This window comes from Sphingomonas arvum (genome assembly GCF_026013565.1).
Taxonomy (GTDB): Bacteria; Pseudomonadota; Alphaproteobacteria; order Sphingomonadales; family Sphingomonadaceae; genus Sphingomicrobium; species Sphingomicrobium arvum.
This window is the reverse complement of record NZ_JAPDOB010000002.1, coordinates 800,708-813,632: the sequence shown is the minus strand read 5'-3', so window position 1 is coordinate 813,632 and position 12,925 is coordinate 800,708. Positions and strand designations below refer to the sequence as shown.

Sequence of the window (12,925 nt, the reverse complement as noted above, 5' to 3'; positions counted from 1 at the left end):
ATGCTACTTGGTATCACGCGGTTCGAGATCCGCTACCAGCTCCGCAACCCGGTCTTCTGGGTCGCGATCGCCATCTTTTTCCTGCTCGGCTTCGGCCTGACCGCCAGCGAGAACGTCCGGATCGGAACGCCCGGCGCGGTGCACGAGAACGCGCCCTCCGCCATCGCCGTGGCCACCGCCATCTTTACCCTTTTCTACCTGTTCGTCACCACCGCGTTCGTCGCCAACGCCATCGTCCGCGACGATTCCAGCGGCTTCTCACCGATCATCCGGGCGACGCGCGTAACCAAGGCGCAGATTGTGCTCGGCCGCTTTCTTGGCGGCCTCGTCGTCGCCTACCTCGGCTATCTGGCGGTGCCGCTCGGCCTGATGGTCGGATCGGCGATGCCGTGGGTCGATCCGGAAACAGTCGGGCCGTTGCGGCTGTCGCACTACGCCTGGAACTACCTGCTGTTCGCCATCCCCAACATCTTCCTGACCAGCGCTATCCTGTTTGCGCTCGCGACCTCGCTGCGTTCGATGATGGCATCGTACATCGGCGCCGTGCTGCTGGTGATGGGCTATCTCGTGACCAGCAGCGTCGTCGGGCAGAACATCGAATATCGGGACAGCTTCGCGCGCTGGGAGCCGCTCGGCACCGGCGCACTGGATCAGGCCACCCGTTACTGGACGCAGGCGGAGTTGAACAACCGCCTGGTCGACCTGACGGGCACAATGGCATTCAATCGCGGCTGGGCGATCGTTCTCGGCCTACTGTTCCTCGGGCTCACCCTCTGGCGCTTCTCGCTGACGGAGCGCGCGCCGTCGCGCCGCCGGCTGCGCAAGCTGGCCAAGCGGGAAGCCCGCGAGGCCAAGGCTGCCGCCGTGGCGCCGACATTCGGCGGCGACGAGGTGGTCGCCCGCAACGCGCGCTCGTCCACCGCCACCCAGTTCTTCATGCGGCTCCGCCTGGAGGTCCGCCAGGTCCTGACCAGTCCCGGCCTGCTCATCCTGGCGCTGCTGGCGATCGGCTTCACCTCCGCAAACCTGTGGCAGGGCCAGTCGACCTACGGCACGCCCGACTATCCGACCGTCTCGGCCGTGGTCGACGTCGTACGCAACATGTCGTCGATCTTCCTGCTAATGGTCGCCGTATTCTACGGCGGCGAGCTGGTCTGGCGCGAACGCGATCGCAAGTTCAACGAGCTGATCGACTCCACGCCTGTGCCCAGCTGGGTGATGACCGTGCCGAAGATCATCGCCATCTTCGTGGTCCTGCTCACCGTCAACCTCGTCGCGATGGCGACTGGCCTGTTCTACCAGCTGGCCAAGGGCGCTACCGAGTTCGGCGTCGCCGATTATCTCGCGTGGTTCATTCTTCCCGCTGCCATGGATGGCTTGCTAATCGCCATCCTAGTGGTCCTGGTGCAGGTGCTCAGCCCCAGCAAGTACCTTGGTTGGGGAGTCATCTTCGTCTGGTTCGTCGGGACCATCTTCCTATCGAACATGGGCTACACCAACCCGCTCTACCTCTACGGTGCATACCCAGGCGTGCCCTTGAGCGACTTCGTCGGCGCCGGCAGCTTCTGGAAGGGCGCGCTGACGCTGCAGTTCTACTGGCTGATGTGCGCCGTGATTTTCGCCGTCCTTGCCCACCTGCTGTGGCCCCGCGGCACGGACCTCGACCTCCGCACGCGCTTGAGGCGCCTGCGGCGGCCGGGCGCCGTGCCGCTGGCGATCGCGGGCGTGGCGGCGCTGGCGATGGCCGCCACGGGCGCTTACGCCTACCAGAACATCAAGGTATTGAACCGTTACGAGACTTCGGACGAGGTCGAGAAGTTCCGCGCCGATTACGAGCGCAAGTACCTCAAGTACGAGAAGCTGCCGCAGCCCAGCATCACCCGGGTGAACCTCGACGTGCAGCTGTTCCCGAAGGAACGGCGGATGGTGACCGACGGGCGCTACGAGTTGGTCAATCGGACGGACGCACCCATCCGCGATCTCCACGTCCGTCAGGGGGACCGGGATACCGAATTGCTGAAGCTCGACATACCGGGCGCGCGCCCAGTGTCTGACGACGAAAGGTTCGGCTATCGCATCTATCGGTTCGACCGTCCGCTCGCTCCTGGCCAGGCCACTGCCCTTGTCTTCCGCACACGCATCTGGCGGCAAGGTTTCCGGGCCAGTGCTCCGGCCACGGACGTGATCGAAAACGGCACGCTCGTGAACAACTTCGATTTCGCGCCGCTGATCGGGATGACCCGCCAAGGCATGCTCAGCGACCGGACGCAGCGTCGCCGTCAGGGCCTTCCCGCCGAGCTGCGCCCCGCCAAGCTCGAGGATCTAAGCGCAACCCGTCGCAACTACATCGGGTCGGACTGGGTCATGTCCGACATCCGGGTGACCACTGATGCGGACCAGACGCCGATCGCGCCCGGCAACCAGGTCGCGGACACGACCGCCAACGGCCGCCGCACAGCCCGGTTCGTCAGCCCCGCGCCGATCCTCAACTTCTTCTCCGTCCAGTCGGCCGCCTACCAGGCGGCGCGCCGCAACCACAACGGCGTCGCGCTGGAGGTGCTCTATCATCCCGGTCACGACCACAACGTGCCCAAGATGCTGCGCGCGATGTCAACGTCGCTCGACTATTATCGCGCAAACTTCGGGCCTTACCAGTTCAACTACGCCCGCATCATCGAATTCCCGGGTTACAACAGCTTCGCCCAGGCTTTTGCCGGCACCATGCCCTATTCGGAGTCGATCGGCTTCAACGCCAACACCAACGACCCGGAGAAGATCGACTTTACCACCTACGTCATCGCGCACGAGATCTCACACCAATATTGGGCACACCAGGTGGTCGGCGCCGACATGCAGGGCGGGACGCTGAGCAGCGAGACGCTCGCGCAATATTCCGCGCTGATGGTGATGAAGAAGCTGTACGGACCGGACAAGATCCGCCGCTTCCTCAAATACGAACTCGACGGCTACCTGCGCGGCCGCAAGGGCGAGGCGCTGGAGGAACTGCCGCTCGAGCGGGTCGAGAACCAGCAGTATATCCATTACCGCAAGGGCGCCGTGGCGATGTACCTCCTCCAGGAGCGACTGGGCGAAGCGGCGGTTAACCGGGCCTTGGCGCGCTTCGTTGCCCGCTATCGCTTCACTGGTCCGCCCTACCTGCGTTCGACCGACCTCGTCGCCGAGTTCCGCAAGGAGGCGGAGACGCCGGAACAGCAGCAGCTGATCACCGACCTGTTCGAACGGATCACATTGTACGACCTCAAAGTCACCGATGCCGTTACCACGAAGGTCGGCAACGCTTGGCAGACGACGCTGACGATCGCCGCGGACAAGTACTATGCGGACGGCAAGGGTGCGGAGTCGAAGGCTAATCTTTATGAGCCGATCGAAGTCGGGCTGTTCACCGCCCGCCCCGGACTCGGAGCCTTCTCGGCCAGGAACGTGATCGAACTCGGGCGCCAGCCGATCCGCAGCAGCGTCAAGAAGATCGTGATCCGCAGCACGGCCAAGCCGGCGTTCGCGGGCGTCGATCCGTACAATTATTACATCGACCGCAACAGCGACGACAATGTGAAGGAAGTCACGGGTCCCGCCGCCCGCTGACCCCTTCGGACGGCCCGCGCGTTGCTGCACCAGACGGAGGACGGACGCGTATGGCTGGCAACGATCGGGCGCCGATGAAGGCGAAGTGGGAGCTCTGGGCGGCGCTGCTGGTGCTTGTCACCGCGCTGATCACAATCGGCGCGGCGCTGAACGACATCTATTGATCAGGGCTGGTCCAGCAGCGGCACGCCGTAACTCACCAGCACCGACCGGATCTCGACAGCGCGCCGTTCGAGCGCCGCCTCCAGCTCGCGCCGTAACGGTACATCCGTCCGCCGCATACCCATGGATATGTCGAACGCCATCGGCAGCGCCGGACCGTCGCTGAGCGGCGAGACGACCGCATAGCTCAGCGGCACGGCCGAGCGACGAATGAAAAAGGCGGCCGTCGGTCCCCACACGAACGCCGCGTCGACCTCCCCGCTGGCGACGGCTTGCACGATCGGTGCCTGCGGTAGTGGCTGCGAATAGTCGCCGTACACCGCGAAGCCGCGCACATTGTCGATCATGCCCCGCCGCGAAAGTGCATGCGCCGGCGGCGTGTTGCTGCCATCGTCGCCGATCAGCTGCACCCCGATCTTCAGCCGCGCAAGCCGCGGATCGTCGAAGCTGGAGAGCCCTTTCAGCGCCGGATCGCGCACCACCGCGACATAGGCGGAGCGGTAGTAAGGCCGCGTCGTCGCCAGCATGTCGAGCGAGCTGCCCACCCCTGGGATGATGTCGCACAGCCCGGCATTCAGCGTTTCCCGCACGTTACCGCGGCGCTGCGCCCACCAGACATACTCCACGTCGGCCCTAAGCTCGGCAGCGACGATCCGGACGATCCTGTTCTCGAAGCCCTCTTCCTTGGCGTTCGAGAACGGCAGGTTGTTGGGGTCCGCGCAGACCTTCAGGGTTCGGGCCGCCGCCGGTTGCACCGTCAGCAGCGCCGCCAGCGCAAGGGCCCACTTCATGGCACCGCCTCGATGCCCCACGGCTTGCCGCCCAGCTTCACCGGGGGAAGCACCTTATTCGCGACCAGGTCGACGACAGACATCGTGCCGTCGAGCCCGTCTGCCGTGTAGAGCCGGCGCTCGTCAGGCGACAGCGCGAGGTTCCAGGCGCGCAGGCCAACCGGCCACGTCCGCCGGATGGCGAGCGTCTGCGGATCGACCTCGGCCACCAGCTTGCCGCGCCCGAGCGCCACGAATGCACGCTTCCCGTCGCGCGTGAACCGGATGCCGACCGGTTGGATCAGCTCGGTTGTAAGGTTCGCGCGATCAAAATCGATCTTGCCTAGCGGCTTCAGCGTTGCCGCATCGAACACCGACACCGTCCCGCGCAGCTCGGATGACACCCAGAACCGCGTCCCGTCCGGCGTGAACGCGATGTAGCGCGGACGGGTATCCACTATCAGGTTGGCGCGCACGGTGCCGGACGCAGCATCGATCACGTGCGCCATGCTGCCGCTTTCGGATGCCTGAATGACGGTTCGTCCGTCGGGACTGACGGCCGTTCCTTCCGGCTCGCCCCCAACCGCCACTTCTCGCCGGGCGCCACTGGCGATTGGAATGATCGACAGCTCGTTGTCGTTCTCGTTGGCGACATAGACCTGTCGCTCGTCGGGCGACAGCGCGAAGGTCTCCGGGTCTGGACCGGAGTCGATAGTTCGCACCATCTTGCGGGTGGCGGTGTCGATTACCGCGATCCGGTTAGCGTCGCTCGCTGCGACGTACAGCCGCTTGCCGTCGCGCGACACCGCCATTCCTCGGGGACGAGCGCCAACCACGACGCATTCGACAACCTTTAGGGTGGCCGCGTCCACCGCCTGGACGCAACTGCCCGCTTCGTCGCTGACGAAAATCGTCTCGGCCGCCGCCAGCAGGAAGATCACGAGCGAGTGTACAGGAAAGCGGCGATATCGCGCGCGTCGCGTTCGCCGACGTTGAGGTCGGGCATCGCGGTGCCGGGGCTGACCGCCTGCGGGTCGCGGATCCAATGCTGCAGGTTGCCCGGATTGTTCGCCAGCTTGCCCGCGATCATCGCGCGCAGTGCGACGCCGTCGAGTCGAGGTCCGACCATCCCGACCGCATGGCGGACGTTCTTCAGGCTGTGGCAGCTACCGCAGCCGTAGGCGATGAACTTGGCCTGCCCCGCCGTCGGATCACCGCCCGTGACCAGGGCCGCCCGCGTCTGCAGTTCGTGGCTCTCGTCCACATAGTCTGCCGTCACCGCTCCGGCTGCTGCGACCGGCACGAGCACGGCTGCGGCGGCGGCCAGCCGCCTATTGTTGCGGGACAGGGGCATGACTGGTCTCCGCGGCCTTCAGCCACCGATGAAGAAAGACAAGGGCGGCACCGGCGTGGACCAGCCCGCCGGGTATCCACATGATCAACCCGGCAAGCTGCTGGTCGGCGGCGGGCTGCAGCCCGATGCCGGTCAGCGGCATGGCGGCGTAAGGTGCGTACCACGGGCTGTTCGACACGGCCATCAGCGCGCCGAGTGCCCCGCCGACGAGGCTGGTCACGAACAGGCACAGCGCCGACACTCCGTACCGGCTGCGGTCACCCCGTGCGTGCAGCATGGCCCACCAGAAGACCAAGGAGGTGGTGAAGAAACTCGCGTGCTGCAAGATGTGCACGGCGGGCTGGCGAAGTGCCAGGTCGAACAGCACCGGCAGGTGCCAGGCGACCAGCGCCGCAGCTTGCAGCACGGTGGCCGTGACCGGCTCGGTTACTGCTCGCCACAGCCGCGCCGGGGCGCCGGCCGGCAGCGAGCGCCATGACTTCCGTAGGCCCCAGGCCAGCGCCCCGCCCGCGCCCGATCCGGCGAGCAGCGCCGTCGCGACCAGCATGATGAGTTCGTGCTCGATCATGTGCAGGGTGAAGCTCCGCTCCCCCCCTTCGTGCAGCGGCGACAGCAAAGCCAAAGCGAGAACAGCCAAGCCGGACACGAAGAGCCGCGTGGTCCGGCGCTGCGCCGGGTGCGACAGGTCGGACCGCTGCCATAGCCGGCGGGCACCCAGCAGGTAGAGGCCAAGCGCGAAAAGCAGCGGCAGCACGAGTAGCGGATCAAAGGTCCAGCCGGGCGCTTCGGCATGCTCGTGTCCGGCATGCGCGTAAGCGGAACCCGGCACCGCGAGCAGCATGAGCGCCCACCACCTCATCCGAAGCACCTTGGTATGAGCAGCGACGCGATCATGGGCGGAACGATGGCAAAGGCGAATAGCCCCGCAGCAAGGGTCGACACCAGCGCGATGAAGCGCCGCGTCGCACTCTCGTGGTGCTCCCCGCGCCGCCACAACCGCCAGGATAGCAGCGCTCCCATGCCTGCCAGTCCGAGGGACAGCACGCCTGCCAGCAGGACGTCGGGCCAGCCGTGCAGGCTGCACGCGTCATAATTGCCCGTCGACCCGATCTGGTGCGACAGGATGAAACCGAGCCCGCCCAGCAGGAACCCCGCCCATGGCCAGGCATATAGCCGCGCCCGCGTTGCCATCCTCATGGCGCCCACCTCGGCAGCCAATAGAGCAACAAGTAAATGGGCAGCCAGGTGAGCCAGACGAAGCGCCAGTAGAGGCTGTTCTCGCTCGTGTCGGTGAAGCGGCGGGCCTCCTCCCCTTCTCGGGTGTGCATCAGCGCGGCCAGGACCAGCGTGTCGGCCCAGTCGGTTGCGATGTGGGTCGTGTGCAGGAACAGCAGCAGCCAGATGACCGAACCATAGGCATTGTCGGTCCAGCGCACGTTGAGGCTGTTAAACTCGAACCCGCGCAGCACCAGCAACACGGCTCCGATCACCGCCATGACGATTAGCAGGCGCCGGACGGCGGGCAGATCATGCTTCTCCGCCGCGTGCTTGGCCAGCGTGTTCGGAACTTCGCTCAGCACGATCAAGGTAGTGAAGAGCGTTCCCGCGAGCAGGTCGGGCGGTAGCCACGGTTCGGGTGGCCAGCTGTGCTCGTGCGCCATCAGGAAGAAGTAGGCGCCGATTGCCAGCGCGAAGCCGGTGGCTTCTATGGCCATGAAGGCGATCACGCCCCACCAGGTGAGGCTGCGAGAACCGAACGCACTTGTCGGCACGTCCGCCAGGTCGCGTTCGAAGGTCGGAGCGTCGCTCATTCAATTACCGGTTCGGCAGTCGGCTCAAGCTGCTTGGGCCAGAACCAGGCGATCAGCGCAACGCCGAGTGGCACGAGGCCAAACAGTACGGCCCACGGCGAGAAGATGGAGCTGACGAACATAACCGTCAGCGCCAGCGCCGAAATAAATGGCCAGATGCTGGGCTCGGGCACGGGTTCGCGCAGGTCCGGGCGGGCCGAAACCACGGTGGTCAGCAGCATCTCCTTCTCGTCGACGCGCAGCCCGCTCATCCACTTTAGCGGGCCGTCCCATAGCGGCGTAGCGCTGCCGACGGACGGCACGTGCGCGAAATTGTAGGGCGGCGGCGGGGAACTGGTCGCCCATTCGAGCCCGCCTGCTTTCCACGGATTCGGACCTGCGATCGCCCCGCGGCGGAGTGACAGAAACACGTTTGCGATGAACAGGACAAAGGCGAGCGCCACGATGAACGCGCCGATGCTGGACAGGAAGTTCGGCAGCTCCAGACCCAGTCCGGCCGGATAGGTGTACACGCGGCGGGGCATGCCAAGCATGCCGCTCAGGTGCATGGGGAAGAAGGTCAGCTGGAAGCTCCCGAACAGCAGCCAGAAGCTGAGCTTGCCTAGCCGCTCCGACATCAGCCGGCCGGTCACTTTGGGATACCAGTAGGTGATTGCCCCCAGTAGCGGGAAGACCGCTCCGCCGATCAGCACGTAATGGAAATGCGCGACGATGAAGTAGCTGTCGTGCAGCTGCAGGTCGAGCGGCACGGAGGCGACCATGACCCCTGTCAGCCCGCCGATCACGAACGTCACGATGAATGCCACGACGTAGAGGAACGGAACATCGAACCGCGGCCGGCCCAGCCACATGGTGGTTATCCAGCAGAAGATCTGGATGCCGGTCGGGATCGCCACCGCCATGCTCGCCGCGGTGTAGAAGCTGTAGCCGACCCGGGGCAGACCGGTCGCGAACATGTGGTGGACCCACAGACCGAAGGCGAGCAGGCCGATTGCCACCACGGCCATCACCATCACGGGATAAGCGAACACCGGCCGGCGGCAGAAAGTGGCGGTGATCTCGCTGACGAAGCCGACCGCCGGCAGGAAGATGATGTACACCTCCGGATGGCCGAAGAACCAGAACAGGTGCTGCCACAGCAGCGCATCGCCATTCTCGGTCGGGTTGTAGAATTGCGTTCCGACCAGCCGATCGCTCAGAAGCATGCCGCTCGCCAGCGCGACCGAGGGCATGGAGAAGATCACCATCAACGAGGTCACAAGGATCGCCCAGGCGAACAGCGGCATGCGGTCGAGGCTCATGCCCGGCGCGCGCTGCTTCAGGATGGTGGCGGTCAGCACCACCGCGACCGATAGCGCCGCCACTTCGGTAAACGTGACCATCTGCGCCCAGATATCCGCCCGCTTCCCGACGCCATATTCGGGGCCGGACAGCGGCACGTAGGCGAACCAGCCGACGTCCGGACCGACGTTCAGCACGAACGCGATCCAGAGCAGCATGCCGCCGGCGAGGTAAACGTAGTAGCTGAAGGCGTTGAGCCGGGCGAAGCTGGTCGCGCGCGTGCCGAGCATCAGCGGGATGAGGTAGATCGCAACGGCATCCATCACCGGCACGGCAAACAGGAACATCATCGTGGTCCCGTGCATGGTGAAGATCTCGTTGTAGCGCGCGGCGCCGATGATGTTCTGGTCGGGCCTGGCCAACTGGACCCGCATGGCGAGTGCCAGTACGCCGGCGAGCGCCAGGAAGACGAACGCGGTCACAAGATAGCGACGGCCGATCTCCTTGTGGTCGACGGTGGCCAACCAGCCGAGCAGTCCCGGATCGCGACTCCAGCTCCGCTCCAGTCGGGCGGCCAGCTCCGGCCCGTGCAGGGTGGGTCCGTCACGCGCCAGCTCGGCCGCGCTCACTTCAGCGTCTCCAGATAGGCGACCACGGCGTGCAGCTCATTTGGCTCAAGCCCAAGCGTCGGCATCTTGGATCCGGGCTTGTTGGCCTGCGGGTCGGCGACCCAGCCATAGAGGTTGCCGCGGTTCATCGGCAAAGTGCCCGCGGCGATGCTGCGGCGGCTGGCGAGGTGCGTCAGGTCCGGCCCGAAATGGCTTCCCGCCTCGGTGCCGGTGATATTGTGGCACATCGCGCACTGGCGCGTCATAACATAGGCGTAACCGGCCTTCGCGAGGGGCGCAGTCGGCGCCTTGGCCGGCTGCAGCCCGGCGCGGTACCAGCGCAGGAAGTCCGCCCGGTTTTCGACGGTCACGTCCAGCGCCATGTGCGTATGCTGGACTCCGCAGAACTCGGCGCACTGACTGCGGAACAGGCCCGTCCGCGTCGGCTTGATCGAAATGTCGGTCTGCCGCCCGGGGATGAGGTCCTGCTTGCCAGCGAGGTTCGGCACCCAGAAGCTATGGATCACGTCCGCGGACTTCAGCGTAATGTGCGCCGGCACGCCGACCGGCAGGTGAAGCTCGTTTGCGGTTTCCAGCGACTGCGACGGGTCCGCCCCCGTGTACTTCACATCCCACCACCATTGATGGCCGATGATCTCGATTTCCAACGCCGGGCTGCTGGCGGTCCGAGCCATCGCTCGGTCCGTCAGGAAACTGGCCACCGTCAGCACTATCAATCCCGTGTTGACCAGCGCCACCCAGCCGATCAGGGCCGTACGCTGCGGCGGCGGTTCGGCCGCGTGGTCGCCGCTTTCGACCGTATGCTCGGTTCGGCGCCGCCGCCACAATGCCAACGCCAGATAAGCGAGCACCAGCAGGTAGATGATGGTGGTAACGACGGTGAACAGGGTCATCAGCGACAGGAACTGCGCGCCCTCCGCACCCTGTCCGCCGAAGACCGACTGCACCGTGTTCATGGCGTGGCGTCCTCGCCCGGCACGATCGGCTCGCGCCTAGTCTGGGTCAGCGGCGGCGTGTTGCTGGGCTCGTCGGTCCGTGCGCCAACCGCATCCTTGCGCACCTGGCCCGACATAGCCCTGACATAGGCCGCCAATTCCCAGATCTGGGTGTCGGTCAGCTTGCCCCGGAAGCTCGGCATGCCGTTCGGCCGGCCCTCCACGATGGTGGTTGCGATCTGCTCGATCCGCCCGCCATAGCGCCATTCATCGTCGATCAGCGCCGGCCCCATGCCGCCGCCGCCATGCGCGTGGCAGCCGACGCAGTTCATCTGCCCATAGAGCTGCTGCCCCTGCGCAATGTGATAAGCGTTGTTCTCGTAGGCGGCCGCCTTGGGACTGAGCGTTACCGTCGAGCCGCTCGGACCGCCGGGGTAGATAGTGTCGGCGGTGGCCCCGGCCGGCACCGTTTCGGTCACCGGCTGGCCGCGGCTGTCCCGCTCTTCCCGGTCGCAGCCACCGAGCAGGGCCACTGCGGCGAGCGCGAGGCTAGCGCGGCAGGGTGAAGACATAGAGCATGCCTCCCGCATCGGTCCTTGCCGGCAGGTCCTTCATCGCATTGACGAAGCCGAGCGCCGCAGTACCGTCGCGCGGGTCGAGCTTGCCGGCGACGATCGCGCCCGCCCAGCCGCCGACCCCCGACATGACCGCGACATATTGGTGACCGTCAGGGCCGCGATAGCTGATCGGCTGGCCGATGATCCCGCTGCCGGTCTTGAACTGCCAGACCAGCTTGCCGTTGCGCTGGTCGATCGCCTTGAACCAGCCGTCCATGGTTCCGTAGAAGACCAGCCCGCCGGCGGTCGCCAGCGCCGGGCTCCACAGCGGCAGGTCCTCCTTGAACTCCCACACCTTGCGGGCGTGGACCGGGTCCCACGCGGTGAACACGCCGCGGTTGCCGCCAGGCCCCGCGTACATCTTCACGTCCGCGCCGACGTAAGGCGTGCCCGCGATGTAGTTGGCCTCCAGCGCGCCCATGTCCATGCACAGGTTGATGTGGGGGATGTAAACGACGCCAGTGATCGGGCTAAACGCCGCCGGATTCCAGTCCTTGGCACCGGGCGCCGCCGGGCAGATGTTGCGGACGACCCGCCCGACCTTGGGCTCCTTCTCCGGCACCGGGATCAACCGGCCAGTGTGCGGGTCGATGCCCTTGGCCACGTTCATGTAGCTGTACGGCTTGGCGCTCAGCAGCTGGCCGGTACGCCGGTCGTGGACATAGAAGAAGCCGTTGCGCGCCGGTCGCAGCAGCACGGGGCGCATGCGCTTGGCCACCGGCATGTCGACCAAGATAATCTCGTTGATGTCGTCATGGTCATACAGGTCGTGCGGCGTGCTCTGGTAGAACCACACGGCCTGGCCGGTATCGACGTCGCGGGCGAAGACGCCGGTGGTCCACTTGTTGTCGCCTGGCCGCTGCTCGGGGTTCCACGGCCCGGGATTGCCGGTGCCGTAGTAGATGAGGCGAAGCTGCGGGTCGTAGCTGACCCAGCCCCACACACTGCCGCCGCCAATCTTCCATGCGCCCGGCGGCCAGGTCTTGACGCCCAGGTCCTTGCCCCGGTCCATCGCGTAGAATGGCCTGAAGCGTGGCCCGATCAGCACGTCCTTGTCGGGGCCAGTGTTGAACGCCTTCCACACCACTCGCCCGGAGCCCGTGTCGAGCGCCGCGATCCAGCCGCGCACGCCCATTTCGCCGCCCGAGTTGCCGACGATCACCTTGCCGTTAGCGACCGTCGGGGCCATCGTCATGGTCTCGCCGCGCTGAATGTCGCCGAGCTTCGTTTGCCAGGCGAGCTTGCCCGAGCGCGCGTCCACCGCGACCGTCCGTCCATCCAGCGTGTTGAAGAACAGGCGGCCATTCGCATAGACCGCGCCGCGGTTGACCACGTCGCAGCAGGCAACCCCCTGCGCCGCGGTCGGCGGCTTGGGATTGAACACCCACTTGGTCGGCGCGCCTGGCTTGGTCAGGTCCAGCGCGATCAGCTTGTTGGGGAACGGCGTCACCAGGTACATGGTGCCGCCGATCACCAAGGGCGGCGCTTCATGCCCGCGGTTGATTCCGGTCGACGCTGTGAAGGCAACGCGCAGGTTGCGAACGTTGGCGGGCGTGATCTCCCGCATCGCCGAGAAGCGGGTGGCCGCGACATTCTTGCCCGGCATCTCCCAATTGCCATTGTCGGCCTGCGCCACGGAGCGAGCAGTAACGGCACCGGTTTGAGCAAAGGCGGGCGTGGCGAGCAGCGTGCAAATGAACAAGGCGGCAAGACGCCACCGGACTGCTCCAGCCATATGTTCCCCTGCGCGCAGCCCTTCCCAA

Annotated in this window: 11 protein-coding genes; 1 reads left to right on the top strand and 10 read right to left on the bottom strand. The window is 65.9% G+C overall.

Annotation, left to right across the window (positions count from 1 at the left end):
* Positions 1–3,603, top strand: a complete 3,603-nt coding sequence (locus tag OMW55_RS11580; protein ID WP_264883289.1) for an ABC transporter permease/M1 family aminopeptidase — start codon at positions 1–3, stop codon at positions 3,601–3,603.
* Positions 3,604–3,767: 164 nt separating this feature from the next.
* Here OMW55_RS11580 and OMW55_RS11575 read toward each other — a convergent pair whose 3' ends face one another.
* Genes OMW55_RS11575 through OMW55_RS11530 form a run of 10 tightly spaced genes read right to left on the bottom strand, consistent with a single transcriptional unit; the run spans position 3,768 to position 12,897 of the window.
* A complete protein-coding gene (locus tag OMW55_RS11575) occupies positions 3,768–4,556 on the bottom strand; it encodes a quinoprotein dehydrogenase-associated putative ABC transporter substrate-binding protein (RefSeq protein ID WP_264883288.1) in 789 nt (262 codons plus the stop codon).
* Positions 4,553–5,476 carry a PQQ-dependent catabolism-associated beta-propeller protein gene (locus OMW55_RS11570; RefSeq protein ID WP_264883287.1) on the bottom strand — a complete coding sequence of 308 codons (924 nt, stop codon included), beginning with the start codon at positions 5,474–5,476 and terminating at the stop codon, positions 4,553–4,555. The genes OMW55_RS11575 and OMW55_RS11570 overlap by 4 nt, the downstream gene beginning before the upstream one ends.
* Positions 5,473–5,889 carry a c-type cytochrome gene (locus tag OMW55_RS11565; RefSeq protein WP_264883286.1) on the bottom strand — a complete coding sequence of 139 codons (417 nt, stop codon included), beginning with the start codon at positions 5,887–5,889 and terminating at the stop codon, positions 5,473–5,475. Before OMW55_RS11565 ends, OMW55_RS11570 begins: the two co-directional genes overlap by 4 nt.
* Complete coding sequence (locus OMW55_RS11560; RefSeq protein WP_264883285.1) at positions 5,867–6,748, bottom strand: cytochrome c oxidase assembly protein; 882 nt, start codon at positions 6,746–6,748, stop codon at positions 5,867–5,869. Before OMW55_RS11560 ends, OMW55_RS11565 begins: the two co-directional genes overlap by 23 nt.
* Positions 6,745–7,086, bottom strand: a complete 342-nt coding sequence (locus OMW55_RS11555; RefSeq protein WP_264883284.1) for a hypothetical protein — start codon at positions 7,084–7,086, stop codon at positions 6,745–6,747. The genes OMW55_RS11560 and OMW55_RS11555 overlap by 4 nt, the downstream gene beginning before the upstream one ends.
* A complete protein-coding gene (locus OMW55_RS11550) occupies positions 7,083–7,700 on the bottom strand; it encodes a cytochrome c oxidase subunit 3 (RefSeq protein ID WP_264883283.1) in 618 nt (205 codons plus the stop codon). The genes OMW55_RS11555 and OMW55_RS11550 overlap by 4 nt, the downstream gene beginning before the upstream one ends.
* Positions 7,697–9,610 carry a cytochrome c oxidase subunit I gene (ctaD, locus tag OMW55_RS11545; protein ID WP_264883282.1) on the bottom strand — a complete coding sequence of 638 codons (1,914 nt, stop codon included), beginning with the start codon at positions 9,608–9,610 and terminating at the stop codon, positions 7,697–7,699. Before ctaD ends, OMW55_RS11550 begins: the two co-directional genes overlap by 4 nt.
* A complete protein-coding gene (coxB, locus tag OMW55_RS11540) occupies positions 9,607–10,566 on the bottom strand; it encodes a cytochrome c oxidase subunit II (RefSeq protein WP_264883280.1) in 960 nt (319 codons plus the stop codon). Before coxB ends, ctaD begins: the two co-directional genes overlap by 4 nt.
* The gene (locus tag OMW55_RS11535) at positions 10,563–11,117 is read right to left on the bottom strand and encodes a c-type cytochrome (protein WP_264883278.1); all 555 of its coding nucleotides are present in this window, start codon (positions 11,115–11,117) and stop codon (positions 10,563–10,565) included. The genes coxB and OMW55_RS11535 overlap by 4 nt, the downstream gene beginning before the upstream one ends.
* Complete coding sequence (locus OMW55_RS11530) at positions 11,095–12,897, bottom strand: methanol/ethanol family PQQ-dependent dehydrogenase (protein WP_264883276.1); 1,803 nt, start codon at positions 12,895–12,897, stop codon at positions 11,095–11,097. Before OMW55_RS11530 ends, OMW55_RS11535 begins: the two co-directional genes overlap by 23 nt.
* Between the last annotated feature and the right edge of the window lie 28 nt (positions 12,898–12,925).

Excerpts from the sequence above, each read along its gene's own strand:
- OMW55_RS11565 (WP_264883286.1), bottom strand. The coding sequence starts at position 5,889 with ATGCCCCTGTCCCGCAACAATAGGCGGCTGGCCGCCGCCGCAGCCGTG.
- OMW55_RS11575 (WP_264883288.1), bottom strand. The coding sequence starts at position 4,556 with ATGAAGTGGGCCCTTGCGCTGGCGGCGCTGCTGACGGTGCAACCGGCG.
- OMW55_RS11535 (WP_264883278.1), bottom strand. The coding sequence starts at position 11,117 with ATGTCTTCACCCTGCCGCGCTAGCCTCGCGCTCGCCGCAGTGGCCCTG.
- OMW55_RS11580 (WP_264883289.1), top strand. The coding sequence starts at position 1 with ATGCTACTTGGTATCACGCGGTTCGAGATCCGCTACCAGCTCCGCAAC.
- OMW55_RS11560 (WP_264883285.1), bottom strand. The coding sequence starts at position 6,748 with ATGAGGTGGTGGGCGCTCATGCTGCTCGCGGTGCCGGGTTCCGCTTAC.
- OMW55_RS11530 (WP_264883276.1), bottom strand. The coding sequence starts at position 12,897 with ATGGCTGGAGCAGTCCGGTGGCGTCTTGCCGCCTTGTTCATTTGCACG.
- OMW55_RS11555 (WP_264883284.1), bottom strand. The coding sequence starts at position 7,086 with ATGAGGATGGCAACGCGGGCGCGGCTATATGCCTGGCCATGGGCGGGG.
- OMW55_RS11550 (WP_264883283.1), bottom strand. The coding sequence starts at position 7,700 with ATGAGCGACGCTCCGACCTTCGAACGCGACCTGGCGGACGTGCCGACA.
- coxB (WP_264883280.1), bottom strand. The coding sequence starts at position 10,566 with ATGAACACGGTGCAGTCGGTCTTCGGCGGACAGGGTGCGGAGGGCGCG.